Genomic DNA, 25,012 nt, shown 5'->3' with positions numbered 1-25,012 from the left:
GCAGTTACGCCGAAACCGGGTTTCTGAAGGAAAATACATCATTTCCAGAATGAGTCGGAAACCAGAAACCCGATGGCTTTGACGTAACACCCGCAAGTCCGCTGCTAAAAAGTTTGGCTCAACAAATCCTCGCGACTTACCCCGTAACGGCGCACAGCTCGATCGAGCGCGTCTTTCGTCGGAGCATCCAAAACTCCGGTGACGGAACCCGTGTAAAAGCCGAGGCCTTGCAGCCGGGTTTGTAATTGCTGAATGCTCGATCGAGAATTGACACTGCTGCTAATCGGCACAGCAGGAACAGTAACTCGCCCAGCTAACCCCTTTTGGATTGCGGCCAAAGTTGCCGGAGTGGCAATACCCGTAGCCGGGGACAAATTGCGCTCGCGTTGAAAGGACAGCACCGCCCACTCAGTCTCGGCTCCAAATACTCCATTCACCGGGCCAGGGTTTTTCCCCAGACTTCTGAGCGCAGACTGAAGCTGTCGGACACCAGGCCCAGTATCCCCCCGTCGCAGACCCGTTGCGACGGGCTGCTGCGGCTTTGCAGCCTGCTTGTTGGCTTGTCTCAAAGCCGATCGAGTGCTGCGATCTACTGTACCAGTCCCGGACAGCCCGCTATCTCTCTGAAATCCGATCAAAGCTTCTTGAGTTGGTCGATCGAACCAACCGTGAATCTGGCTCCTGTAATAACCCAATTGTTGCAGCCGCCGCTGCAACAATTCTACTTCTCGACCTGTGTCGCCCAAATCCAGAAAATCTCCAGCATTATTACTCTGATCGTCATTTTCTCCTGGATATAAAGTAATTTCAGCTTCCCTCATCTGGGCATCTATCGCCTTCAAAGTAGCAGTGTCAGCGCAGCCGTCAGAAACCAGATTGAAATCTTGCTGAAAACGAGTCACAGCGTAGAGAGTGCGTTCGCGAAACTTGCCGTCAATGCCGCCCTCAAAATAGCCTAAAGCTTTTAACTGCCGCTGGATCAAGTCTACCGTCGCCCCTCTGTCGCCGAACCGCAGCCCCTTGCAACCGCCATTTTCCGAAATATCAGGAGGAGTAACGGGGGGAGTTGGCCTGGTGGAAGCAAACAGCAAGGCTAAAGTTTGCCTGTCAGCAACTCCAGTCACCCGCAGTCGATTAATGCGCTGGAAGTATCTCACCGCATTGAGAGTAATTTCGCGAAAACTCCCTGTGGGATGCGTGTTGAAGTAGCCTAGCTCTTTCAACCTGCGCTGGAGAGCGGTAACATCTGCACCCGAGTCTCCATAACGCAGCTCGCTATAGCTATAGTTTGTATAAGTAGTTTTAAAAGGTCGATCGTCCTCGTCTAAACTGTTGAGCGCTATCACCGTAGATCGATCGGGCTTACCAGTCAGCGACAGTTGATAGTCTCGTTGAAAGTTAGTCAGAGCTTGTTTTGTTACCGGGCCGAGCTGACCAGTAGAAGATCTAGGAAAATAGCCAAGATCCCGCAATCTGTCTTGAACAGAGCGCAAATTGGGATTTCCTGGATCTATTTGAGCAAAAGCCGAACCGGCTGCGCTCAAAACCGACAGCATCAAAGCCAGAGACAGCAAACGGACATAAGTCTGAGTCGATAGGTTTTGCCACTTGGGAGGATCAAAAATTTTCAACTCTTGTGCGGGTGCTTCGCAAACAAGAGCAAGTTCGAGGTAGGCGAGGGATTCCATAAATTTTTAGTGTGAAATTGTGGCTGTGATGTACGAGCAAACTCAAGCTGAGCTTTGAGCGGCCCTGGAGCTATCAAGGCTAATGTTTACCTGTTTGCACGCAGCACCCGTTTCTGAAAAAGAATTTGCCTTCAAAAATAATTACAGGGAACAACCAAGATAGCATCGCTGTTTAGAGAGACGCGAGTGTCAGGAAAATAGTTTGCAGCCACATCTTAGCCTTGATGAGGGAAAAATGACCAGTTTTTGGGTATTATTGGCTAAAAATTAAAATTTGTATGAGAAAAAAATATGAGTTGTTGACGATCGATTAAAAAACCCCACCCTTGCTAGTTGCAAACAGGATGGGGATGTTATTCGTTAACTAATCTGTAAAAATCGGACATTCACTTAAATTAAGCCGAACCGATCGCAAATTAAAGCTACTCCCGCTGCAAAAACAGTAATTGCTAAGGCTACCAGAGGGTTTTGCCCTCTGCTGACTGCAAAAGAAGTGACCACCCCAGCTCCTAAAGCCGCAGTTACAGCAGCAGTCGCCAAATCTCGATCGGGACGTTTGTCGTACATATTTTTTATGGTTGATAGCTGTAAAGCTGAACACTTAGATCTTGTGATCTAAGCTACCACTCTTGCCTCTGCTGCGGTGACAAAAGCCTACGCTTTGCAACTAAGCTTAAAATTTTGCTAATTTTCTTAACATACTCTCATTAATAACATAATTTCTACTTATAGCGGTTCTCAAGCGTGGTGAGGTATGCCCACGGAGCCCACGGAGCCCACGGAGCCCACGGAGCCCACGGAGCCCTATGCCGGATAGTACCTCATATGGGAGCTCGAAAGGCTATATGTTATTAATGAGTTTTTCTGTTGAGTTTTAGCTATTGAAACCTTTTCTCTGGTGAGCTTTATGGCAAATTGAGGAGTTTTTCGGGGCGATCGCACCCACAGTCTCAGCATCTCAGATTACAACCCTAAATACCCACGACTCGCACAAAAACCCAAGAAACCGGGTTTCTTGACGAAAAACCTACGCTTTCACCACCAACCCGCGACAAGAAACCCGGTTTCTGAGACTTGGTAATATCGCAAATAAATTTAACTTGACTTATTCCTATAAATATGTATCTCACTATTTGAGGCAAAAGACAGGAAAAAACCAGGCGTTGGTGAACAACCTGCTGCGATCGCTCCTATTCGCCTTCAACTTTTTCAGTATTGCCGCCCTTGACCCAACCTTCGCGATTGCCATCCTCAACTCGAATTCGCTGCCACTCTTTGTCCGGCGAATCTTCCAAAACCACAACTTTTTCCTTATAACCTACACCGCCAATGCGGTTTGAGTCTCGGTTGCCACTATCCCGAAGAATTAAGCCGATCGGCTGAGTTACCAGAGCTCGGTAAGCTCCCGGTTCCAGGGGTTTCTCAGACGCAGCATCGCCAGACGCAGCATCGCTAGACGTAGACACTGGGCTGGCCTTGGCTGTTGACTTCGCCCCAGCACCGGCAATCTGAGCTGCTGTTTTGTCGTTGGGAAAAACAGGTCTGTCGGGCACAGTAGTTAGCTTAGCGGCAAAGTAAAGTGCAGCCGCCACGCTAGCGCCTGCCATCAGCACGATCGCTAGCAGAAAACCCACTAAAAACTTGAAAACGCTATATATACTGTTCATAGGGCGGAAGAGTTGACAGTTGACAGTTGACAGTTGACAGTTGACAGTTGACAGTTGACAGTTGACAGTTGACAGTTGACAGTTGACAGTTGACAGCTTGCGAAAGAGAAGGGTTGACAGTTGACAGTTGACCGAAGGAACAAGGAAGAGCGAATGGGGAAATTTGGGTTCGATGGGATAGACGCTGGGAGGGAAATTTCAGCTTCGGGCGAAGGCCGAATGCTTGGGAGCATCTCAGTTTTACAAGAAGCATTTTTTATTGTAGTGCGAGCGTCCCCGCTCGCGTGCTTATAAACCCACGCGAGTTCTCGACAGCACTATAAATGCAAAACTAAGATGCTCCCGAATGCTTTCTGCACAATGTTTTCGATCGACTATCCTTGAATCCGGCGGCTCAAACTGCCGTATCTCGAAGCAAGGCGAGCTTTACCCGCCGCCGCCCAATCTTGCAAAAATTGGATTTGCTCGCTCGCTGTTCGGGCTAACGGCACCATCTGACTAGCTGATTCTAAAATATCATCTGTGGTAAAGTCTCGATTTTGGCTAAACCCAATGTGCATTGCTTCAATCAAAGTTTGCTCGATTTCGGCTCCTGAAAAATCTGGAGTTTCGTAAGCCAAGCGCTCTAGATCGTAGTTTTTGATGCTGTGCGATCGCAACCGCAACAAATGTACCTCAAAAATCGCCCGCCGTTCCTCCTGACTTGGCAAACCTACAAAAAATATTTCGTCAAACCTGCCTTTTCTCAGCATTTCCGGCGGTAAAGACTGGATGTTGTTCGCCGTGGCGACGACAAACACCGGTGAAGTTTTTTCGCCCAACCAAGTAATAAAAGTTCCGAACACGCGGCTGGTTGTCCCCGAATCGCCTTTACCATCCAATCCCGAAAAAGCTTTGTCAATCTCGTCAATCCACAGCACGCAGGGCGCCAAAGCTTCCGCTAGCTGAATCATTTGTCTGGTGCGCGATTCCGATTCCCCGACTAATCCGGCAAACAAGCGCCCGACATCCAACCGCAGCAAGGGCAAATGCCAGTGGTGAGCGATCGCCTTTGCAGTTAAGGATTTGCCGGTGCCTTGAATTCCGACTAATAACAAGCCTCTGGGATGCGGCAAACCGTATTGGCGGGCGCGATCGGAAAAAGCACCACCGCGCCGCAGCAGCCATTCTTTGAGATTGTCCAAACCGCCGATATCGGAGATGTTTTCGCGGGCTGGGTAAAAATCGAGAATTTGAGTTTGGCGGATGGTTTGGCGTTTTTCTTCTAAAATCAGTTCGGCGTCGTCGGGATGCAGTTCGCCTCTGGTGGCGATCGCCTTTGCTAAAACTCGGCGGATTCGTTCGATCGACAGACCTTGACAGGAGCGCACCGTTTCGTCCAGCAAACGCCCTTCTATGGCTTGTCCGGTAGCGCCTAACAGCCTTTCCACCTCAATTTTGATTTCCGCCGCCGCAGGCAGTGGAAACTCCAAAACTGTGATTACTTCGCTGAGGTCTTCGGGGATCGAAGTTATCGGAGATACGATGACTATATTTTTGGGTACAGATTTGAGGAGTCTCGCCAAATTTCGCAACTTTCTGGAAATTGAGACATCTTCTAAAAAGCGCTGAAAGTCTCGCAAAATAAAGATTGCTGGTGCGGATGCCGGCAATTTTTCAAGAAACTCTAAAGCTTGTAGCGGGTTGCGCTTGCCAAAACCCGCATCGTTGGGATTGCCTTGATAGCCATCTACAAAATCCCAGATGTAGACGGCGCGAGAACCCTGTTTTTTGGCGCATTGGGCGATCGCGACTTCGACGCGCTCTTCTTCCCGTGTGGGAATGTAGATTAGGGGGTAGCGCGATCGTAGCAGCAGTTCAAACTCGTCGCTAAAAATAGTCATTTGTCAGTTGTCAGTTGTCAGTTGTCAGTTGTCAGTTGGTAGTTGGTAGGGGCGGTGGATGGTGCGTGCCCGCCCTCAGCAGTCAGCAGTCATTAGTCATTAGTTAGCTGGTGTGATTTTTTTGCCCTGGTTATTGCACAGTTATTCGTTGTTCTCCCAATTCTGAAAAGTATGGCTACATATAGATTGTTGTAGGCGCGATGATGATATCTGTAGGCACAAGGCACACGGCATGGAGCCGTATCCGGCGCGGGTAGCTGGGACTTTTAAATTGGTATAAGAATAAGATTGAGGATTGTAGCAATAACAACTGCCAACTGCCAACTGCCAACTGCCAACTGCCAACTGCCAACTGCCAACTGCCAACTGCCAACTGCCAACTGCCAACTGCCAACTGCCAACTGCCTATTGACTAAGGCAATTGCCGTTTAAGTGCCGCCAGAGACGCCCAGCGACTGTCAGAGACTGTTTCTGAACTTTCTGCCTCTTCTGCATCATCCTCATTTAAATCTATTCCCGGACATTCAACATCGCATAGCTGTTTGTGCGGCAGTTCCAAGCACATTTGTTGGTACACCCAATCACTCGGAGAGAAATAGCCTGTGGGAGATAAATTTTCCACTAAATCTTCTAAATCCACTTCAAATTCTCCTGAACTTGCATCAGGATCGCTCACTTTTTCTTCGAGCCAAATTATTTCCGATGATTGGATTTTTAAACGGTGATTGTATTGTTTTAGGCATCTATGACAGCTAAGAGTCACAATTGTTTCAGCTTTCGCCTTCACATCAAGAAAATTACCTTTGTGAGTAACTTGCAGCCGCCCCCGCACGGGAGTCAGAGTTGCTAAATCGGGGATAATTTCTTCAAAATCAATGACCTCTTTCCGCTCGGTTTTTGCGAGTAGGTGAGGGATATAAATTGTCTCCATAATCATCTTTCGCCGTTTTATTATCCTCGTCTCAAGTCACAAGCCAGTCGATTTTAGATTTTAGATTTTAGATTTTAGATTTATTTCACAGATGAATCTGGGAGCTTAAACACGATTCTAAAATTTTCGGATATCTACTTTTGGCATCGGGGCTTGTACTTGTTTTTGGGCGGGTAAAAAGTTAAAAGTCAAAAGGAATAGCTCTTTTTTGGCTTTTTCCTTTTTCCTTTTTTCTTTTTTCCTTGTTACCGTCAGCGCAGTCGCACTACCAAACGCCGATCGGCATCTTGGCCTTGACTGTAAGTTTCTATATCCTCACATTCGCTCAAAAAACTGTGTACTTGACGGCGTTCTGCCGAAGACAGCGATTTGAGTTCAACTTCCCCTCCAGTCGATCGCGCTTGATCTGCTGCGTACTCTGCCATCGATCGCAGTTCTGCTTGTCGCCGGATGCGATAGCCGTTCAGTTCGACTGTATAAGCAATGGGTTCATCTGATTCGTGAGCGATGTTCGCAACTGTGTTGCAGAGGTACTGAATCGCATCTAGTACATTACCGTCTGGGCCGATTAAGATAGCAACTTGTTCGGGTGTCAGATTGCTTTCATCTATTGTCATCCAATAGCAATCATCTTGCTGTTGGCTTACCACTGTTGAGGGAATTGCGGACAGTTTTAGCAATTCTTCTAACCATTGCTGTCCGCGCTGCATTTCTGATTCTTTCATTTTAACAATCAAGCCTTTTTCTTAGAACGGCCCGGCTCAAAGGGAAGTGCATCTAATCCCTGTTCTTTTTTTGTTTTCGCTTCTGCTTCGTCCACGATTTTTTGGAGATTTTCGGGCAGCGGTTCTCTAGACAAAATAAACGATTGAACTGTTTGGAAGATGTTAGCAATCAGCATATACATCAACACGCCGGCGGGCAGCGGGAAGAACAAAAACATCCCCGAAAATATCACTGGCGTCAGTTTGTTGACTGTAGCCTGTTGGGGATTGTCGTTTGGCCCTTGTGCTTGTCCCGAAAGAGTTTGGTTGATATACAAACTGATACCGAAGCCGAGGATCATCACCAAAATATCCCAGTGGATTGTGCCGTCTGGGTCGATCGCGCCCACGCGGCCTAGAGCTTCGATAAACAGGAATCCTTTGTTGGTAGCCAATCCGGGGATTGTGCCTTGAACTGTGGCTTCACCGGTCGCTAAAGCCACGATGTTGCCCTGTTCGTCTACCTTGACGAATTCTTCGCCTTTGATGACTTTCCAACTGGGAACAAAGTCAATTTCGCTCTTATTTTCTGCCGCTAGAGCTTGGAGAGGTTTACCGTCTGGGGTCTTAAATTCAACCTTGGTTGTATCGCCGACTCCGAGTTTGTCACCTGCTGGAATCACGCCCACAACTGGAGCGTGAAATGTACCCGTCACGTAAATATTTTGTGGTGGCGTAGCAAAGGCTTGCGGTTGAACAGTTTCGATTTGTTCTTTCGGCAAAACTTGGACGTTGACGCTGTAATTTACGTCAGAAAAAGGCGAACCCCTCAGCGTTGCAAACAGTGCAAACAGCACCGGCATTTGCAGCACCAACGGGAAGCATCCTGCTAGAGGATTGCCAAATTCTTTGTATACTTTGCTCATTTCCTCCTGCTGTTTGGCAGGATTTTCTTTATACAGTTTTTGAATTTGATCTACTCGCTCTTTCATCAACGGCTGCGCTACTTTCATGCGCCGCATATTGCGAAGAGAGCCTGCATTTAGAGGATAGAGAGCAAAGCGAATCACGAGCGTCAGAGCTACGATCGCTAAACCGTAGCTTGGCACGATCCCGTAGAAAAAATCTAGGATCGGCAGCATTAGGTTGTTGGAGAGAAACGAGATACCAAAATCCATTCGCTTTGAGTTAATTTAGGTGCTCTTAGTTTACTGTTGAGAACTATTTTTACCCGCTGAATGCGGGCCGTCTCAACTTTTAGGCTTTTGTCTCTATCTTAGGACATTGCCTGTCGATCGACCGCCCGCTACCAGATTTTTGTAATGACTAAAGCCAATACTCGCGCTGACTTCACCCAAAAAACGCACGCAAACGCCCGACAATCGTCATAAATATCCCCAAATTTTAGACTAAGAGTTCAACCTGGCAGATTCATCTGTGGAGTAAATCTCAAATCGAAAAATGGAAAATCGACAGATTTCGCCTTCAAATCAGGGTAAAAGCCTTTCGGTTATTTAGCTTTTGCTGCTGCGTTGGCTTTTTGAGCTGCTGCGGGCAGTTTTTCGTTAATGTAGTCATAGACTGCTCGAAATTTCGGAATCGATCGCAGTTCCAAGCGGCTGCCATTTTTCATGGTCAGCACCATGTCTCCGTAAGTCCCGAAACCCCGAGGTACTGTGACAATTTTGACTATATCTGAGTAGATAACGTCGATGCGATCGCCCCCCATCCAACCGCTAGTTACGGACACTCGGCGGTTGGTGATCCGGTAGCGCAGCCACAGAGCCCGAACAATTGCTCCTACTGCGAGGGGGATTCCCACGACAGTCAGCCCCAGGAGTAAGTTGATAATCAAGTCTCCCAGCGCGGGGCCGCCTTCATAATATACTTCCTCTCGAATTCCCATCTAGTACCTCGGCTTCTACCAACAACTGCTCTAATTCTTGCAGAATTTCTGCATAATTGCACTCTTGTGCGATCGGACGCACCACAATTACTAAATCCCATCCGAATTTTAATCGGGGCAATAGCTGTCGCAAAGCGGCGCGAATCTGGCGCTTGATCCGGTTGCGGACTACAGCGCGCTTGCTGACTTTCAAGCTGATAGAAATGCCTGTGCGACTCGGTTGCAAGGATTTATCGGCTGTGGGTTTGCCAATCTCGACGCTTTTGGGTTTGCGTAGAGCTCTTAAGCTGAAATGAGCGGAGTTGCGGCGGATTCCCTTGCGGTAAACGGCGCTGAAGTCTTTTCGGTGCTTGAGTCGGTTTGTCAGGGGCAACATGGTGGCTGCGTGCGATCGGGCTCATTCTTGGGCCGTGCTAGACTGCGAGGCGGTGACGACCTTTGCTGCGGCGTGCTTTGATTACCAATCGACCAGTTGCGGTACGCATTCTGGCGCGAAAACCGGATGTTCTTTTTCTTTTGCGGCTGGTTCCGTGCAGGGTTTGCTGTGTCATTTCGATTTCTCCGGGCTGGTTACTTTACTTTTGATTAATATTCACAATCTTCTAGTATACCATAGAGTGGTTTTCTTGGCAATAATATTTTTCCGAGTTGATATGTATTGAGAGTTGAGTTAAGTTGCGATCGCAGCCTTGAATGATTGGTCAAGGCTATAATCCCGACTTATTTAAAAAATGTGGTTTATGAACGGCTGACATCTCTTGAAAGCATTGCCAAAAGAATTTGATGTTTGAAAAACAATGGGTTAAAATGCCAAATATTATAACCAACCGGAAAAAACAGATGGATGCCACAGTATTAAATCCTAATCCGAATCCTAATGAAAAAGTGACTATTGTCCGCACAGAAAGGGGGCTTACGATCGCGGGAACACGCATAACTCTTTATGATGTAATAGATCATCTCAAAGCCCACTATCCCCCTAAATTCATTCGCGATGTATTTAACCTTACGGATGAGCAGTTGGGCGCTGCCATTTCCTACATTGAGGCGCACCAGACAGATGTAGAAGCTGAGTATCAAGAAGTTTTGAAATCAGCCGAAGCAACTCGCCAGTATTGGGAAGAACGCAACCGCGAACGCTTTGCTCGCATAGCTGCAACTCCCCCTCGCTCTGAATATGAAGCTGCGCGAGTCAAACTTCAGCAACGCAAAGCGCAGCGGGAAGCAACAAAGCAATGATGATTCTGGCTGACTACAATTTGAATCGGCAAGCTCTCTTGCTTTCTGGAAGTCTGGTGGCAGGAGGGTGGTTAGATATTGCTCCCATTCGGTTAGTGACATTTCAAGATATTGGCTTAGCGTCTAATAGCGACGATCGAGTTGTTTGGCGATTGGCTCAATCTAATCAAATGCTTTTATTGACAGCAAACCGTAATGCAAAGGGTGAAGACTCTCTGGAACAGGTGATGCGCGAAGAAAATGAGCCAACTTCATTTCCCATTATCACGATTGGCGACCCGGATCGCGTTAACGAATATGATTATCGAGAGCGTTGTGTTGAAAAGCTTGTAGAAATCGCGATCGATATCCAAGACTATATGGGAGCAGGTAGGTTATTTATTCCGTAAACAAATATATCAATACTTCGGAAGTCATGTCCACCCCTGACTTGCATTTAATTCGACTTTTTCATGATCCTTAGCCTGTAAAGCTTGTAGTATCGTTCCAAGAACTGTCCGGAGTATTGGTGTACCAATCTGTTGTTGAATCGAACAGTGTTCCTTACCCGAAATACAGAGGATTTCAGGTAAGTGAACCATGTTGATTTAGGCGATCGCAAAAAAGCCAGTTTCCTAACTTAGATATTGCAACTCATATCGTCAGATAATTGACTGAAACGAGCATTTTCCCGATAGTCTACCGGGCAGTCAATCACGCAGGGAACATCTTGAGCCAGCGCTTCCTTCAGGATAGGAATAAAATCGGTGGCGGATTCCACGCGATAGCCTTTTAAACCCATACTTTCGGCATATTTTACAAAATCGGGATTGCCAAATTTGACGAAATGTGAATGACCAAAGTGATCTTCCTGCTTCCATTCAATTAACCCGTAGCCGCCGTCATTAAAGATGAGAGTGACAAAATTAGTACCGACGCGCAACGCAGTTTCTAACTCTTGAGAGTTCATCATAAAACCGCCGTCGCCGGTGGCTGCTACTACTTTGCGATCGGGATAAACGAGTTTTGCCGCCACCGCACCGGGAATCGCAATCCCCATCGCAGCAAATCCGTTGGAGATTAAACAGGTATTCGGGCGATCGCAATGATAGTGCCGCGCGATCCACATTTTGTGAGCCCCCACATCAGATATGAGAATATCTTCCGGGCCCAGCACTTGCCGCAAATCGTAAATCAGTTTTTGTGGCTTGATCGGGAAACCATCATCCTTAGCATATTGTTCGTACCCAGCGCGAATATCTGCCCGCAATTGCTTAGCAAAAGGATCAGTCTTCTCCATGCGATCGGCACGCTGCAAAATTTCATTGAGCGAATCCGAAATATCCCCCACAACTTCTACAACAGGAATATAACTGCTATCAACTTCTGCTGGCAGAGCTCCTACGTGAATAATCGGAATTTTGCCGTCAGGATTCCACTTTTTCGGGGAATATTCAATTAAATCGTAGCCAACAGCAATCACTAAATCCGTTTCTTCAAAAGCACAGCTAATGTAATCCCGTTTTTGCAATCCCGTCGTCCAAAGTGCCAAAGGATGAGTGTAAGGAATTACGCCTTTGCCCATAAAAGTATTAGCGACGGGAATATTTAATCGAGTCGCAAATTCTGTCAAAGCATCGCTAGCATTAGCCCGAATCGTGCCATTTCCTACTAAAAGCAAAGGACTTTTCGCCTTGGAAATTGCCACAGCAGCTTTATTCAGACTTTGGTAAGCACCAAAAGTTTTTTCGCGGTTATCTTTAGTGAGCGGCTCTCCTTCGACAGGCATTGCTGCGATGTTTTCGGGCAAGTCAATGTGAACTGCTCCCGGTTTTTCACTCTGAGCTACTTTAAAGGCTTTGCGGACAATTTCTGATGTCGTACTGGGGCGGACAATTTGAGCATTCCACTTAGTAACCGGAGCAAACATAGCCACCAAGTCCAAATATTGGTGCGATTCTATGTGCATTCTATCCGTGCCGACTTGTCCGGTAATTGCTACTAGAGGAGCGCCGTCTAAATTCGCATCAGCAACACCTGTAATTAAGTTAGTTGCGCCGGGGCCCAAGGTGGACAAGCAAACGCCTGCTTTGCCGGTAAGGCGGCCGTAAACGTCTGCCATGAAAGCGGCGCCTTGTTCGTGGCGAGTAGTAATAAATTTAATTGAAGAGTGTCTTAGGGCTTCTAAAACTTCTAAATTTTCTTCTCCGGGAAGTCCGAAGACGTATTCTACGCCTTCGTTTTCTAAACATTTGACCAAGAGTTGAGCTGTGTTCATTTCCGTTTTTTCCTCGGTTACTCAGGATTTGTTGTTCTCAAACAATTTACAAGGTTGGGATTTATTGTACAACTTTTGAGGCTGACAAAGTTTTTAGCCGCCCTCAGTCAACTTCTTGCAAAAATCTAATGTTGAATTTTTAACCGCAGATCAACGCGAATTAACGCAGATGGATTGAGGTTTTTGCAAGAAGCCGATCGAGCTTTACTTATTTTACCCACACTGTTTTAATGTTGACAAATTCGTGAATTCCTTGGATGCTCAATTCGCGTCCGTAACCGGAGCGTTTGATGCCGCCAAAGGGCAATCTGGGGTCGGATTTTACTAAGCCGTTGATGAATACGGCGCCTGCTTCTAGTTCGGAAATAAATCGATCGCCTTCTGAGCTTACTGTAGTCCAAGCTGTCGCGGCTAAGCCAAAAGATGTATTGTTGGCTAGTTCGATCGCCTCATCGATGTCTGCAACTCGAAATACTAAGGCTACGGGCCCGAAAAATTCTTGTTGGCGCGCCGCAGCATCCAGGGGAATATCTGTCAAAATAGTTGGCAAGTAGAAATTGCCGGCTTTCTCTGACAGTGCGCGGCCGCCTGTCAAAAGTTTTGCTCCTGACTGAATGCAAGCTTGCACTTGATTGTCCAATTCTTTAAGAATTGTCGGAGTAGCTAAAGGGCCGATATCGGTTTCTGGCAACATCGGATCGCCTACTTTCAATTCCTCGAATTTTTTGACAAATCCTTTGATGAATTCATCGGCGATTTCTTCTACTAAAATAAAGCGTTTAGCAGCTACGCAAGTTTGGCCGTTATTTAGCATCCGCGATGTTACAGCAGTTGATAAAGCTGCTGGTAAATCGGCGCTGGACATCACAATAAATGGGTCGCTTCCTCCCAATTCCAACACTACTTTTTTCAAATTTTTGCCCGCATTTGCTGCTAAACTTTCGCCGGCTGGTTCGCTACCGGTGAGAGTTGCTGCTTTTACGCGATCGTCCGCAACGATTTTAGCTACTTTGTCGGCGCCCACTAGCAAAGTTTGAAAAACTCCTTCGGGAAACCCTGCTTCGGCGAAAATCTCTTGAATTTTTAGAGCGCACTGAGGCACGTTGGAAGCGTGTTTGAGCAAGCCGACGTTGCCCGCCATCAGCGCCGGCGCGGCAAACCGAAAAACTTGCCAAAATGGGAAATTCCAGGGCATGACGGCTAAAATAGCGCCCAGTGGCTGGTAGCGGACAAAGCTGCTGCTAGCGTCGGTGGTTGCGGGTACGTCTGCCATAAATTGAGCGGCATTTTTGGCGTAAAAGCGGCAAACTAAGGCGCATTTTTCTACTTCGCCGATCGCCGATTTAAGCGTTTTGCCCATTTCCAACGTCATCATTTGGGCGAAAATTTCGCGATCGCGCTCCAAGATATCCGCAGTTGTCTGCATCCAGATTGCTCGCTGCTCAAACGGCTGGTGGCGGTAGTTGTTAAAAGCTTGCTGTGCTAATGCCAGCTTAGCTTCTATGGCCTCATCTGCGATCGGCTCGAAAGTTTTCAGCGTTTCTCCCGTTGCCGGGTTGATAGTAGAAATACCCATTGTTCTATCTCCGTTTCAAAATATACAAAACTCCCTTATAGTTTTGAAGCTAGTTCGGGAGTTGTATTGATGTATTACAAAATTTGGATTTACCAGCCATACTTTTAGATATTGCTAATTTGCAAGTGCCGGGATTTGTTTAAATCTCTCTGTTTTTAATTATAGTGCAAAGTATTAATTGCAAATCTTAAGAAATTTTGTTTTTAAAGTTTATGTTGGCGATCGAAGTGGCAAATGCTTCCCAGGCAGAGCCTCTTGGGTGCATCTGGTTTTTGAAGCCTGAAGAAGCATGACCGCATATAAGTTATTAGTTATCATCTTATGTTGACTACGGTCATGCTTCGCCCCTACGGATATATTTGCCTTGCGCCAGATGCACCCGAGCCTCTTAACCCATATTCAGAGGCTCTACCTCGGCTGGGAGAATCGACAATGGAGGCAGAGCCTCCGCATCTCCGTTACCAGGCAGAGCCTGATAACGAGTAACTACACGCTCCTAAACAGACTTTTCCTCGATGTAATTCTGCACGTAAGACTGATAGTAATACCTGCTGCCTTTATCGTTATTGGCCACCATTCCCAACAGCGGAATCCCCGCCATTTTCAAATCTTCAAAAGCCAACAACAGCGCCTCCCGCTCAGTTTGATGCAGCCCCACCACTAGCATCAATCCGTTAGTATGAGCCGCCAACAAATTCGCATCTGCCAAACCCAACAGCGGCGGAGTATCGTAAATAACTAAGTCAAAATGACTTGCCAAAGCTGCCATTAAATGCTGCATTTTTCGGGAAGACAGCACCTTTGTGGGATCGGGAGGCACTGGCCCGGATGTTAACACAAATAGGTTTTCATCGCGGGGCGATCGCAAAATCACCTCTTCGACATCCACATCCTCGGCAATTACATTGTGCAAGCCTTGCCAATTCGGCAAACCCAGCATTTCGTGCACCTGCGGCCTCCGCAAATCCGCATCCACCAACAGCACTTGCTGGCCCATTGCCGCCGCCGCCCGCGCCAGATTTACCGCCACCGTAGACTTACCGTCAGCTACTTGACAAGACGTAATTACGCAAGAAGCGATCGGACTATTAACATTTAACAACCGAATATTAGCATTGAGCGATCGAAAAGCCTCTTGAAAAGCATCCGTCGGCACCGGCGAACTTCCCACATCAATCGTAGTTCCCTCAGCAGGTGGCAGTCTCAAAATTTTATCGCTAGCAGGAATTACCCCCAACAAAGGCAACCGAATCGAATGTTTGACATCCTCAGGAGAATTGAACACAGTTTTATTATTAAACCGTTCCGCCAACTGCGCCGCCAGCATCCCAAACAACAAACCAGCCAATCCCCCCAAAGCCAAATTCAAAGGCATAATCGGAGCAACAGCCATCAACTCGCCATTTTTGTAGCGCGGAATTTCCGGCTTAGCAATAACTTCCCAAGCCACCTCTTTTTTACCCACAGCTTCAAGCTGCAAAGCTTGCTGTTTTGCCAGCAAACCATTCAGCGTATTGTTAGTCAACTCCGCCTCCCGTTGCAAATCCGAATAGCGCCGAAAAATTACCGGGAATCCTTGAGAATATTGATTCAACTGCTTAGCAGCCTGTTCCAAAACTTGATTCCGCACGCCCAAAATCTGAATTAAATTAGCAGTACCGATAAACTGTTCGATTAACTTAATCCGCACCGGATCTTGAAAAGCCAGCACTTGCGAATTCACCTTAGCCAAATCAGTTCCCAGAACCTGTTGGGCTTCTTTCTTCAGCAAAGGAATCAGATTTTTGCGCTGTTCTCGCAACAACTGCATTTGCGGAGTTTGGTCTGTATATGTCGCCGAATTAATCGCAATTTGTCCTTCCAATTGCTGCAATTGAGTTAGCATTCCTTGATAGCGGGGAGCTTGACTCAGCGCCGAAGCCATCAGCGCTTGTTGCTGGTTTAATCCGAGCTGATTTTGCAGGTTAATATAGAGCAATCTTTGCTGGTTAAGCTGCGTTTGCGCGTCCAATCTTTGCGTTTGAAGTTGGCTGATTTGCTGCGCGAGTTGTTGGGTTTGAATTTGCGGATCAATGAAATTGTACTGCTGCCGCAACTTTTGAATTTCTGTTTGCAGAGCTTGTTGGCGCTTTTGCTGGTTGGGAATTTTGGATTTCACAAAATCCAAACTCTGGCTAATTTGAGTTTTGGTATCTTGCACGCTGTAGTTGCGGTAGCCTAGGGCAACTTTTTCCAAAACAAACTGAATTTTTTTCGGATCGAAATCCCGATATCTAACTTCGATAATTTTGGTATTTTTGAAGCGATTGATTGACAGCCTAGTTCCCTGAGAATATGGCAGATTATCTGCTTTTTCGTTCAAAAGATAGTTGTAATTTATTTCTGGATACTTCGCTCGCAACTGTTTGATAATTGGCGACATTACTTGCGGGCTTTGCAAAACTTGAATTTGCGATTCGTAGTCAAAACCTGGATTTTCTGGCGTCGCGGGACTCGCTGGTTGTAGTTTCAGCTCCCCGGAGTAGACTTTTGCTAAAGTGTTTTGCGTAACAGGGGTTTCTACTAATAATTGAAAGCGTCCTTCATACTCGCTTTTTTGAGTTAGAGTCCAGGCAAAAACTCCGGTTGTCACCGCCGCTGCTACGCCGATAACTAAGAACGAACGACTGCGGCAAACTTCCCAAAAACTTAACGGTTCTTCTGTATTTTCCCTGCCGAAAAACTGCTCTTCATCATAAAGTACGGAAGATAACTTTTGCTGTCCAAGGATTTTTTTATTGTGATTAAACAGTGCTATTGAAGATTTTTTACCTGGTTTCATTTGATTGCTACAACTTATTAGTTTAAACGTTTGTAATGCTGGCGCAGTTTCATTAACCCGGTTTCTGACTAGAGATATCGCTACCAACTAATTTTTTTTGTAGAAACCGGGTTGATGAGGTCTTATACCAATTTAATGTGAAGTTGCACATATTCCGATCCCCCTAAATCCCCCTTATTAAGGGGGACTTTGAGAAGAATCTTGTCCCCCCCTTATCAAGGGGGGTTAGGGGGGATCGGAATTCTATGCAGCCTCATAAAAAATTGGTCTTAGGGCTAGTCTATTGAAATCATCGAAAAATATTGAACAACCGGAAAATTCCCAACAGTGGACTGAAAGGAGCGAGAGTGCCACCTACATTATCCGAGAACGCAGCGCGACCCGATCGCCTTACCATAATTACATCATTATTTTGCAGTTTGGGATTACTTTCCTCATTGGCGGTTGCAGAAAAATTCACCTTAACACTTAGTCGCGAAACAGTGCCATTAGGATTGAGGCGAATTAAATCCACCGAATCCATTTCTGCCCGCGATTTATTAAAACCTCCCGCTGCTACCAGCGCTTGATTTAAAGTAGTGTTGGGCTGCAATGCAAAAGACCCCGGTTTGACGATTTCTCCCACCAGACTAACCTTAATCGAATCCGGTGAAAAATTAGAATTAGCAACTTGTGTGCCTTCGAGTGCATTGAGATTTTCGGCTTTGGGCACGATTACCGTATCTCCCTGTTGCAGTGTTAAATCTTGGGATACATCTCCTGCTTCCAAAAGTTGCCACAAATTCACATTAATAATTTGTTCGGTGCCCGCCCGCGTCAGGCGGCGAACTTGTATTTGTCTGATATCAGCTACCGGCGTAATGCCGCCCGCCATTTTAATAGCCCTAGTTACAGTTTGCTGCAAAACATTTTCCCCTCCACCGGGAGTTTCCTTAGCAGCAAACAAACCAGAATCTGCACCCGATTCATTCTCTTGTAACCTACTTTGAAGCTCTTTTGCCAGAGTATAAGTACCGGGTCGAGTTACTTCGCCCACTACAGCAATATTAATTGGTTGAGTGCTTTGCCCGGTAATGTTAGCTACTGCTAAAGTCGGTGCTTCTTGGCGGTTGAGGCTAGTTACAGTGGGAATAAATATTGTGTCGCCGTCGCGCAAAGTCATATCGGCGCGCAAATCGCCGTTTTGCAATAATTCCCACAAATCCACACTGATAATTTGTTCCGCTGCGTTGCGCTGGGGGCGGCGGATTTTGATTTGCCGCACGTCTGCTGACTGGGTAATTCCGCCCGCGAGTCGCAGCGCCCGCGATATTGTGGGCATTTGAGTGCCTATTTGCTCTGAGGTGCCTCCAGGGCCTGCTGCTGAAGATATTGTATAGGCTCCGGGGCGGTTGATTTCGCCTGCGATCGCAATTTGTAAAGGACGCGCAGCCAGCAGTTTCAGCGTAATCCAAGGACGTTTGAGATATTTGCCGTATCGCTCCTTGACAGCATTAGAAGCTTGTTCTAAGGTCATTCCGGCCACTCCCAGGCTGCCAATTAAGGGCAAACTCAGGGAACCGTCAGCCTGTACTTGGTGTTGACCGTTGGGGCCGCTGTATTCTGGGACGTTGAAAATGTCCATTTGAATGCGATCGCCCGCGCCCAAAGTGTAAACTTCCGATCGTACACTCGAAGGTGCACTGGCCGGAACTGACGGAAATCCCGGCGCTGCCGGTACCGGTACGCGAATCGGAGAACCCGAACCCGAAGCAGGAGGAGGAGGAAGAGGATAAGAAGGGGAAGGAGGAGGATAAGAAGGGGAAGGAGGAGGAGAAGGAGGAGAAGGAGGAGGAGGAGGCAAAAACTGGGCCACCGCGACAGATGAACCCACAGTCGCCGCCAGCACTGACACAGTTAAACTTTGGAAAATTAAATTTTTGACTGCATTACTTACGCCATAAACCTGTTTGCAGATTGTGCTGAAAACCTCTCCCTCAGACCCTTTCCTGCAAAGATAAGGGAGAAAATCTCCCCTTTTCCTTTTTGCCAAGACAACCGCAGGGTGAGGTTTTTTCTCAAGTTGCGCGCCGCGCGAAGAACTGTTCACCACCATCGCTTTTTGCCCCTATCCTCTTCCTACCCCGCCAACATTAAATGTAACCCAACTGTTCCAACTTGCTCAGAACTTTTTTGACACTATCTTCCAAACTTTCCTCGTCTGTGCAACAAACAATCTCGGGATTGAGGGGTGCTTCATAAGCATCGTCAATGCCCGTAAAACCCTTAATCTCTCCTGCTCTGACCTTAGCGTACAGCCCTTTGACATCTCGAACTTCGCACACTTCTAATGCCGCTTTGACATACACCTCAACAAAATTTGGCTCCATTGCTCTAATTTCGTCGCGAATAGCTCTGTAGGGGCTAATAGCTGCCGTGATTGCCACAACTCCATTGCGGCTGAGTAGGTTTGCGACAAATCCAATCCGCCGAATATTAGTATCTCGGTCTTCTTTGCTAAATCCCAAGCCTTTTGACAAGTTGGTGCGAACGACATCTCCATCCAATATTTCAACTTTGCAGCCTCGGGTCTTCAATTCTGGTTCGAGAGCTTTGCTGATAGTTGTCTTGCCAGAACCGCTGAGTCCGGTAAACCACAAAATAAAACCTTTTTCCATTTTCAACCATTAATAAGTAACTGGGAAATTATAGAATGTAAAATTTTCTATATCTATTCTCCCTTTTCTATCTTATCGTGGTTTGCGGTGTCATCTTGATAAGATTTACCTGCGAAAAATGAGAACTCAAAATTTGCGAGTTCTGCGGTCATCTCACCACACAAATGCGCGACAGTCACATAATTTACGATATATTCTTTATAAAGACTTAACAAATTCAAATCAAAGTCGCGATCGATCGCAAACCTCGAAGATCTAACAGTATATTTACGGCATTGAACACTTAAAATTATTATAAATATCGAGCATATATCCGTAGATTAACGGTACTCAACATTTGATATTATCACAAGTGTTTAAAATATATCCGTATATTCACGGCACGAATTGCTGGTAATTATCACAAGTGTTTAACATATATCCGTATATTCACGGCACGGCTCGCCTACATAAGCCTTGAACAATCCCAAATCTCCAATCTCCAATCCTATTGCCTATGTTTCCCGTCTTAAAAGCAGATGTTTTAGTAGTTGGTGGCGGCACCGGCGGCACTTCAGCAGCAGTCCAAGCAGCCCGCCGAGGTGCCAAAACTATTTTAGTCAGCGAATTCCCCTGGCTGGGAGGAATGCTGACTTCGGCCGGCGTTTGTGCTCCCGACGGCAACGAATTAGCAGCATTTCAGACTGGTTTGTGGGGCGCGTTTCTCCGGGAACTCCAGCAGCGACAACCGGGAGGTTTGGATTGGGGCTGGGTCAGTTTTTTTACTTACGATCCCCGCATCGGTGCTGAAATTTTTGCTGATTGGGTTAAGTGTTTGCCGAACTTGCAGTGGATTTCTGGACAAACAGCTCAAGATGTGATTTTTGAAGACAACAGAATTTCTGGGGTGAGATTTGCAGATTTTACGGTTTCTGCCAAAATCACTTTGGATGCAACGGAATTGGGAGATTTGCTGGCTTTAGCGGATGTTGGACACTGCTGGGGTTGGGAATTCCAAGCTGAGTGGGGAGAACCTAGCGCGCCGATCGCCTCTAACGATCTCACAGAACGCTATTCGGTGCAAGCTCCAACTTGGGTGGCCATCATGCAGGATTTTGGCGAGGGCGCGGTGGCGCCAGAAATTCCCGCGCCACCTGTTGACAATCCCGATCGATTTTTCGATGCTTGGAAAGATTACACTCCCGAACAATTTCTCAATTACGGCCGACTTCCTGGGGGATTGTTGATGATTAATTGGCCGATTTGTGGTAATGATTATGGTGAAAAGGTCGATCGACTAATTGAATCTCAAGCATCCCGACAACAATTCCTCCAAGAAAGTCTCTGGCACAGCCAAAGTTTCGCCCGCTTCATTCAAACCCAACTCGGCCCCCGCTACGGTTTAGCACAAAATATTTTCCCCATTTCCAATATCGAAAATCAATCAAATTCTTCCCTACTGTCTTCCTTCGCCTTGCACCCCTACTACCGAGAAAGCCGCCGTTTGCGAGGGATAAGTACAGTCAAAGAACAAGATATTTTGCCGGTTGTCGGGGGTAGAGTCGCGAAATTGCCGATCGATTCTGAGGGAATTTGCGATACAATTGCGATCGGCAACTATGCCAACGACCATCATTACACCAGCGGCGACATTCCCTTGCAGCCCAAATCCATCCGCTGGGGCGGCCGCTGGACTGGCACTCCCTTCACAATTCCCTACAGTGCGCTAATTCCTGCGACTACAGACGGATTGCTAGTTTGCGAAAAAAATATTTCCGTGTCTCACATCGCCAACGGTGCAACTCGCTTGCAGCCTTTGGTGATGAATATCGGACAGGCGGCGGGGATGGCGGCGGCTTTGTGTGCGGAAGTTGGATGTCAGCCGCGCGATTTGCCTGTCAGAGTTTTGCAAGAAGCTTTGCTGCAAGATTCCGAGGCGAGGGCGGCGGTTGTTCCTTTATTTAATTTGACACGAGATCGATCGGACTGGCTACATTGGCAGCGCTATTATCTCGATCGACCTCAAGCATATCCCGCCAGCGGCGAATGTCCTGTGTCAGTCAAAAGCGATCGAGAAACCGGGTTTCTCAACGAAATTTCTGTATTAGAACCCATAACTTTGAAAGTTGAACCCGGTTTCTACGTAAATCCGCGTAGTAAAACAGCAAATACCGAGAGTCAATTTTCGGGCATTTTCCGCCGTCTGGGCGCACAAGACTGGACACTGACGCTGACAAGTCCCCCATCCTTAGCCGATCGAACTTGGCAACTCGTGACTTTGGACTGGGAAACCGACAGATTTCTACAGAGTTGCGAAACCGAAAAGCCTCTGACGGTATGGGGCAGGCTGAATTTTGCTGGTGCTTGGCTCCTAGCGGGTGCAGTAACATCGAAGAGGTGAGGTTTTTTGCAAAGTTCCGAAAATTGCCAGAAATTTATCCTGATGGATGGGGGGAAGTCTGTATCAGGTTATAGACACTGACACGGAAACTACCCATGCACACCTACACTGCAATTGCTTTACTGAGCCTGTTGGGCATTACCTTGAGTGCCAGCGCCGCTCGATATTTTGAACGCCTAGTGGAACTGCTCGTAATTGCCACTGCTGATTATATGTTCTTGGCGTCCACTCAATCACAAAAAGGCGATCGTTCTCCAGAAAGAGGCAGCGGACGCAGAGAGTTTGCTCAGCACGATCTTTACACACATTACATACTAGCTTAATGGCATAGGACGAAAGAAAGTTCTGCAAATGAGTGGGTTTCTGCCGCCCGTGTCGATCTGATTTTCTGGGATTCTAGTTGGTCACGTTCGTTTGGCAACTGCACTTCTTGTTGACAGTCATTAGGATATTTTTGCGTGTTAAAAATAATAGCAGATCGAGCTGCAACCGCCATCTATTGAGGGATTTACTCTTTCAATATTTGGCGGTTTTGTATGTTCCAGGCTGGAGAGACTTTTGGGAGCATCTCAATGAATGCAAAAAAGCAATTTCTTTACAGTGCGAGCGTCCCCGCTCGCGATTATAGATCGCGAGCGGGGACGCTCGCACTATAAAATCAAAACATCAAAACTGAGATGCTCCCAGACTTTTTACCTGTCAATTCAGGTAACTAAAATTTATTTTGGGTGAGACAATTTAAAAAATTGAGGACTTACGTATTAAGACCAAAGAAATCGGTTTTTTTACCTCATCTGTGGAGTACAACGCAAGATTTTCGTAAAAAACTGCTGGTTAAGCGGAGTCGAAACCCGGTTTCTGCTCGCCCCTGCGTCCAGGACTAAAATCAAATAATTCTCCCATCATGTTTTTTTGGGTAGTCTGGCAAATTCAAGGAAATCAATCCTGATTAGCAAGGGAAAAGTCCGTATCTGTAACTAGACACTGACACGGATACTACCCATGCACACCTACACTGCAATTGCTTTACTCAGCCTGTTGGGCCTTAGCTTGAGTGCTACCGCCGCTCTAAGCATAGAATCCCCAGTCCCACAGCTAAAAACTTCTACCGCTCAATATATGTTATCAGCGCAAACTCAACAAAGAGGAGATCGCGCTCCCCGCAGAGGCACCGGACGGTATGATTTGATGCAGGTCAACACTGACACTCAGGCACTATAATAATTTTGATCGCATTGCCAGAAAGCTAGTTCCGCAACTGACTTGTTTCTGGTTTCGAGGCTGGTTTGGAGGTCGCCCGTGTCGATCGATCGCATTTTCTGGGATTTATAGTTTGTCAGGTTCGTCAGGCCACTGCACTTTTTATTGATACTCCCTAGAAGATTTTTTTTGTAACAAATGTCACAATATAAACTGGAGCTGCCATCTACGTAGAGATATATTCTCGTAGGTGGCGGTTTTGTATTGAAAATGCTCTTTCTCTTTTTCCCATTCTCCCCCTCTCTGAGTCGCCTCAAATTCTTCCGATCGCAATAGTTCTTTACGTTTTCCCCCCACAGGTGGGGTTTAATTTTTAACCGCTGCACTATAATTGACGTGCGATAACTAACTTAATATATAGCTACACCCTGAGTGCAGAGGGTGCAGCTCTCGACTTAAATTCGCCAATAAGAACCACTTATTCGGTGTCGATCGCCTTTAAGCTAAGGCCCGAGTGACCTCAGGAAAATTAACCGGCCTGAATCTTAGGGTAGCTGCCAAGCTTTCCGGCGACTGTCGGCTATGCTTGATTCGGCGGTCTCGCAATATTTCTTTTATGGAGGATGAAAAGATGCCTCCAAGTTTTACTATTTCGGAGATTGTCAGTAACTCAGGGAATCAACGCCACTGAGCTTGTAAGAGTAATCGAGCAAGCTGTACTGACGGGCCTCAGACTTTCGAGGTCTACGTTATTTGAGTCAGGACACTCCTTGAATGCGACGCTAGTTTTCCGCTCTGTCGCTTGTAGTTAAACAGTCTTAAAGTCACTCTCGTCAGTGCTGCAAGCCTCACAAGCTCTTATAACATTGACCGACAAGCGAACATTACCCCGCTTTCTTAGGCTCCATCAGGAGCAAACATTATGCGTACAGGGTTGTAAGGTTTGAGGTGGTAATTGTCCCATCGAAAGTACATTACAAAAGTACACCTGATCGAACAACCCCAAGGCGGTAATGGAAAGATTCAAGGCGATTGAAATCGCCTGGTCGTTTTCCTCTCAGGTCTTTCATACTCTGAGTTTCCCACTTACCTAGTGTTTTTATGAAAAATGACTCTTTAGATCTGGTCAAAAGCCTGAGTCCCAGTGCAATGGATCAGATCATGCTATATCTGGCGTTTAGCGCCATGAGAACCAGCGGACACAGGCACGGAGCGTTTTTAGACGCGGCGGCAACGGCAGCTAAGTGTGCCATTTATATGACCTATATGGAGCAGGAAAACAACCTGCGGATGACCGGACACTTGCATCACATTGAGCCTAAACGGGTGAAAGTCATCGTCGAGGAAGTCCGGGAAGCTCTGACTAAGGGAAAATTGCTGAAAATGTTGGGTTCCCAAGAACCTAGATATTTGATTCAGTTTCCTTATGTCTGGCTGGAACAGTATCCTTGGGTTCCGGGACGCCCTCGGATTCCGGGAAACAGCTTGACGGCGGATGAGAAAAAATATCTCGAAGGCAAGATTCCTCCCAATCCACCTGATGCTCAATTGATCAATTCTTTTCAGTTTATGGAGTTGATCGAGTTTCTACATAGACGATCGCAAGAAGAAATGTCAGCAGAAAGGCGAATGCCTTTAAGCGAAGCTCTAGCAGAACACATCAAGCGCCGCTTGATCTATTCCGGAACCGTGACTCGAATTGACTCTCCTTGGGGAATGCCTTTTTATGCCCTCACCCGCGCTACTTACTCTCCCGCAGAACAGGAAGAGCGCACGTTTACGATGGTGGAGGATACGGCTAGATATTTCCGACTGATGAAGGATTGGGCGGAAAAACAACCGAAAGTCATGCGAGTTATGGAAACTTTGGATGTTCCGCCGGAACGCCTAGAACAGGCTGTTGAGGAATTAGATGAAATTATTCGTAATTGGGCCGATCGCTATCACAAGCGGGGCGAACCAACGATGATTGTACAAATGGTTTTTGGGCCAAAAGACGACGATTAGTCAGTTGTCAGTTGTCAGTTGTCAGTTGTCAGTTGTCAGTTGTCAGTTGTCAGTTGTCATTGGTTGATTCCTTGAAACTAATGACTAACGATTAAT

Annotated in this window: 21 protein-coding genes and 1 pseudogene; 6 read left to right on the top strand and 16 right to left on the bottom strand. The window is 46.7% G+C overall.

From position 1 onward, the window contains the following. Positions 1 to 104 precede the first annotated feature (104 nt). The 11 genes from JGK20_RS18045 to rpmH form a co-directional block, all read right to left on the bottom strand. A complete protein-coding gene (locus JGK20_RS18045; RefSeq protein WP_293231630.1) occupies positions 105 to 1,688 on the bottom strand; it encodes a peptidoglycan-binding protein in 1,584 nt (527 codons plus the stop codon). A 390-nt stretch (positions 1,689 to 2,078) separates the two neighbouring features. Next, a complete protein-coding gene (locus JGK20_RS18040) occupies positions 2,079 to 2,255 on the bottom strand; it encodes a hypothetical protein (RefSeq protein WP_194010918.1) in 177 nt (58 codons plus the stop codon). A 623-nt stretch (positions 2,256 to 2,878) separates the two neighbouring features. Then, on the bottom strand, positions 2,879 to 3,355 hold the full coding sequence (locus tag JGK20_RS18035) for an SH3 domain-containing protein (protein WP_293181953.1): 477 nt from the start codon (positions 3,353 to 3,355) through the stop codon (positions 2,879 to 2,881). Between the two features lie 374 nt (positions 3,356 to 3,729). Next, positions 3,730 to 5,238: an AAA family ATPase gene (locus JGK20_RS18030; RefSeq protein WP_293218544.1), complete on the bottom strand. Its 1,509-nt coding sequence runs from the start codon at positions 5,236 to 5,238 to the stop codon at positions 3,730 to 3,732. 266 nt (positions 5,239 to 5,504) lie between these two features. Then, positions 5,505 to 5,639: a hypothetical protein gene (locus JGK20_RS18025; protein ID WP_293231628.1), complete on the bottom strand. Its 135-nt coding sequence runs from the start codon at positions 5,637 to 5,639 to the stop codon at positions 5,505 to 5,507. Positions 5,640 to 5,650: 11 nt separating this feature from the next. Further along, the gene (locus JGK20_RS18020; RefSeq protein WP_293191704.1) at positions 5,651 to 6,169 is read right to left on the bottom strand and encodes a YceD family protein; all 519 of its coding nucleotides are present in this window, start codon (positions 6,167 to 6,169) and stop codon (positions 5,651 to 5,653) included. A gap of 251 nt (positions 6,170 to 6,420) precedes the next feature. Beyond that, the gene (locus JGK20_RS18015; RefSeq protein WP_293181947.1) at positions 6,421 to 6,894 is read right to left on the bottom strand and encodes a R3H domain-containing nucleic acid-binding protein; all 474 of its coding nucleotides are present in this window, start codon (positions 6,892 to 6,894) and stop codon (positions 6,421 to 6,423) included. Between the two features lie 8 nt (positions 6,895 to 6,902). Beyond that, on the bottom strand, positions 6,903 to 8,051 hold the full coding sequence (yidC, locus tag JGK20_RS18010) for a membrane protein insertase YidC (protein WP_293181945.1): 1,149 nt from the start codon (positions 8,049 to 8,051) through the stop codon (positions 6,903 to 6,905). Positions 8,052 to 8,383: 332 nt separating this feature from the next. Next, the gene (locus JGK20_RS18005; protein WP_293147797.1) at positions 8,384 to 8,779 is read right to left on the bottom strand and encodes a PH domain-containing protein; all 396 of its coding nucleotides are present in this window, start codon (positions 8,777 to 8,779) and stop codon (positions 8,384 to 8,386) included. After that, entirely contained in the window at positions 8,751 to 9,155 is a 405-nt protein-coding gene (rnpA, locus tag JGK20_RS18000; RefSeq protein ID WP_293181943.1) for a ribonuclease P protein component, read from the bottom strand. Before rnpA ends, JGK20_RS18005 begins: the two co-directional genes overlap by 29 nt. Before the next feature lie 37 nt (positions 9,156 to 9,192). Continuing rightward, positions 9,193 to 9,330: a 50S ribosomal protein L34 gene (rpmH, locus tag JGK20_RS17995; protein WP_006632320.1), complete on the bottom strand. Its 138-nt coding sequence runs from the start codon at positions 9,328 to 9,330 to the stop codon at positions 9,193 to 9,195. Between the two features lie 256 nt (positions 9,331 to 9,586). Here rpmH and JGK20_RS17990 point away from each other — a divergent pair, with 256 nt between their 5' ends. Next, on the top strand, positions 9,587 to 10,018 hold the full coding sequence (locus tag JGK20_RS17990) for a DUF433 domain-containing protein (protein WP_366039122.1): 432 nt from the start codon (positions 9,587 to 9,589) through the stop codon (positions 10,016 to 10,018). Further along, a complete protein-coding gene (locus tag JGK20_RS17985; RefSeq protein ID WP_293191699.1) occupies positions 10,015 to 10,407 on the top strand; it encodes an ACP S-malonyltransferase in 393 nt (130 codons plus the stop codon). Before JGK20_RS17990 ends, JGK20_RS17985 begins: the two co-directional genes overlap by 4 nt. Positions 10,408 to 10,637: 230 nt before the next feature. Here the strand turns inward: JGK20_RS17985 and JGK20_RS17980 are convergent. From JGK20_RS17980 to cysC, 5 genes and pseudogenes are all read right to left on the bottom strand, one after another. Continuing rightward, positions 10,638 to 12,278 (bottom strand): annotated as a pseudogene (locus JGK20_RS17980) (acetolactate synthase large subunit); the annotation flags it as partial. Positions 12,279 to 12,483: 205 nt separating this feature from the next. Continuing rightward, positions 12,484 to 13,851 carry an NAD-dependent succinate-semialdehyde dehydrogenase gene (locus JGK20_RS17975; protein ID WP_293231626.1) on the bottom strand — a complete coding sequence of 456 codons (1,368 nt, stop codon included), beginning with the start codon at positions 13,849 to 13,851 and terminating at the stop codon, positions 12,484 to 12,486. Positions 13,852 to 14,347: 496 nt separating this feature from the next. Next, a complete protein-coding gene (locus JGK20_RS17970; protein ID WP_293181934.1) occupies positions 14,348 to 16,672 on the bottom strand; it encodes a tyrosine-protein kinase domain-containing protein in 2,325 nt (774 codons plus the stop codon). Between the two features lie 289 nt (positions 16,673 to 16,961). Continuing rightward, positions 16,962 to 18,767: an SLBB domain-containing protein gene (locus tag JGK20_RS17965; RefSeq protein ID WP_293191696.1), complete on the bottom strand. Its 1,806-nt coding sequence runs from the start codon at positions 18,765 to 18,767 to the stop codon at positions 16,962 to 16,964. Positions 18,768 to 18,804: 37 nt separating this feature from the next. Beyond that, on the bottom strand, positions 18,805 to 19,329 hold the full coding sequence (gene cysC / locus JGK20_RS17960; RefSeq protein ID WP_293181930.1) for an adenylyl-sulfate kinase: 525 nt from the start codon (positions 19,327 to 19,329) through the stop codon (positions 18,805 to 18,807). A gap of 496 nt (positions 19,330 to 19,825) precedes the next feature. Between cysC and JGK20_RS17955 the strand changes: the two genes are divergently transcribed. The 4 genes from JGK20_RS17955 to hetR all read left to right on the top strand — a co-directional run bounded on the left by JGK20_RS17955 (position 19,826) and on the right by hetR (position 24,916). After that, positions 19,826 to 21,709 (top strand): FAD-dependent oxidoreductase, encoded by a 1,884-nt coding sequence (locus JGK20_RS17955; protein WP_293224789.1) that lies wholly within the window; start codon positions 19,826 to 19,828, stop codon positions 21,707 to 21,709. Between the two features lie 95 nt (positions 21,710 to 21,804). Next, on the top strand, positions 21,805 to 22,032 hold the full coding sequence (locus JGK20_RS17950) for a hypothetical protein (protein WP_293181926.1): 228 nt from the start codon (positions 21,805 to 21,807) through the stop codon (positions 22,030 to 22,032). Between the two features lie 679 nt (positions 22,033 to 22,711). Beyond that, positions 22,712 to 22,930, top strand: coding sequence for a hypothetical protein (locus JGK20_RS17945; protein ID WP_293181924.1), 219 nt, complete (start codon positions 22,712 to 22,714; stop codon positions 22,928 to 22,930). 1,080 nt (positions 22,931 to 24,010) lie between these two features. Then, positions 24,011 to 24,916, top strand: coding sequence for a heterocyst differentiation master regulator HetR (gene hetR / locus JGK20_RS17940; RefSeq protein ID WP_293181922.1), 906 nt, complete (start codon positions 24,011 to 24,013; stop codon positions 24,914 to 24,916). Positions 24,917 to 25,012: the final 96 nt, after the last annotated feature.

Source organism: Microcoleus sp. PH2017_05_CCC_O_A (genome assembly GCF_020738785.1).
In the GTDB taxonomy this organism is placed as follows: domain Bacteria; phylum Cyanobacteriota; class Cyanobacteriia; order Cyanobacteriales; family Microcoleaceae; genus Microcoleus.
The sequence above is the reverse complement of the archived record's forward strand: the minus strand, read 5'-3'. Positions and strand labels throughout refer to the sequence as shown.

Bases quoted from the DNA above. Each gene is read 5' to 3' on its own strand.
- JGK20_RS18045 (WP_293231630.1), bottom strand. From the start codon at position 1,688: ATGGAATCCCTCGCCTACCTCGAACTTGCTCTTGTTTGCGAAGCACCC.
- JGK20_RS18040 (WP_194010918.1), bottom strand. From the start codon at position 2,255: ATGTACGACAAACGTCCCGATCGAGATTTGGCGACTGCTGCTGTAACT.
- JGK20_RS18035 (WP_293181953.1), bottom strand. From the start codon at position 3,355: ATGAACAGTATATATAGCGTTTTCAAGTTTTTAGTGGGTTTTCTGCTA.
- JGK20_RS18030 (WP_293218544.1), bottom strand. From the start codon at position 5,238: ATGACTATTTTTAGCGACGAGTTTGAACTGCTGCTACGATCGCGCTAC.
- JGK20_RS18020 (WP_293191704.1), bottom strand. From the start codon at position 6,169: ATGGAGACAATTTATATCCCTCACCTACTCGCAAAAACCGAGCGGAAA.
- JGK20_RS18015 (WP_293181947.1), bottom strand. From the start codon at position 6,894: ATGAAAGAATCAGAAATGCAGCGCGGACAGCAATGGTTAGAAGAATTG.
- yidC (WP_293181945.1), bottom strand. From the start codon at position 8,051: ATGGATTTTGGTATCTCGTTTCTCTCCAACAACCTAATGCTGCCGATC.
- JGK20_RS18005 (WP_293147797.1), bottom strand. From the start codon at position 8,779: ATGGGAATTCGAGAGGAAGTATATTATGAAGGCGGCCCCGCGCTGGGA.
- rnpA (WP_293181943.1), bottom strand. From the start codon at position 9,155: ATGTTGCCCCTGACAAACCGACTCAAGCACCGAAAAGACTTCAGCGCC.
- rpmH (WP_006632320.1), bottom strand. From the start codon at position 9,330: ATGACACAGCAAACCCTGCACGGAACCAGCCGCAAAAGAAAAAGAACA.
- JGK20_RS17990 (WP_366039122.1), top strand. From the start codon at position 9,587: ATGCCAAATATTATAACCAACCGGAAAAAACAGATGGATGCCACAGTA.
- JGK20_RS17985 (WP_293191699.1), top strand. From the start codon at position 10,015: ATGATGATTCTGGCTGACTACAATTTGAATCGGCAAGCTCTCTTGCTT.
- JGK20_RS17975 (WP_293231626.1), bottom strand. From the start codon at position 13,851: ATGGGTATTTCTACTATCAACCCGGCAACGGGAGAAACGCTGAAAACT.
- JGK20_RS17970 (WP_293181934.1), bottom strand. From the start codon at position 16,672: ATGAAACCAGGTAAAAAATCTTCAATAGCACTGTTTAATCACAATAAA.
- JGK20_RS17965 (WP_293191696.1), bottom strand. From the start codon at position 18,767: ATGGTGGTGAACAGTTCTTCGCGCGGCGCGCAACTTGAGAAAAAACCT.
- cysC (WP_293181930.1), bottom strand. From the start codon at position 19,329: ATGGAAAAAGGTTTTATTTTGTGGTTTACCGGACTCAGCGGTTCTGGC.
- JGK20_RS17955 (WP_293224789.1), top strand. From the start codon at position 19,826: ATGTTTCCCGTCTTAAAAGCAGATGTTTTAGTAGTTGGTGGCGGCACC.
- JGK20_RS17950 (WP_293181926.1), top strand. From the start codon at position 21,805: ATGCACACCTACACTGCAATTGCTTTACTGAGCCTGTTGGGCATTACC.
- JGK20_RS17945 (WP_293181924.1), top strand. From the start codon at position 22,712: ATGCACACCTACACTGCAATTGCTTTACTCAGCCTGTTGGGCCTTAGC.
- hetR (WP_293181922.1), top strand. From the start codon at position 24,011: ATGAAAAATGACTCTTTAGATCTGGTCAAAAGCCTGAGTCCCAGTGCA.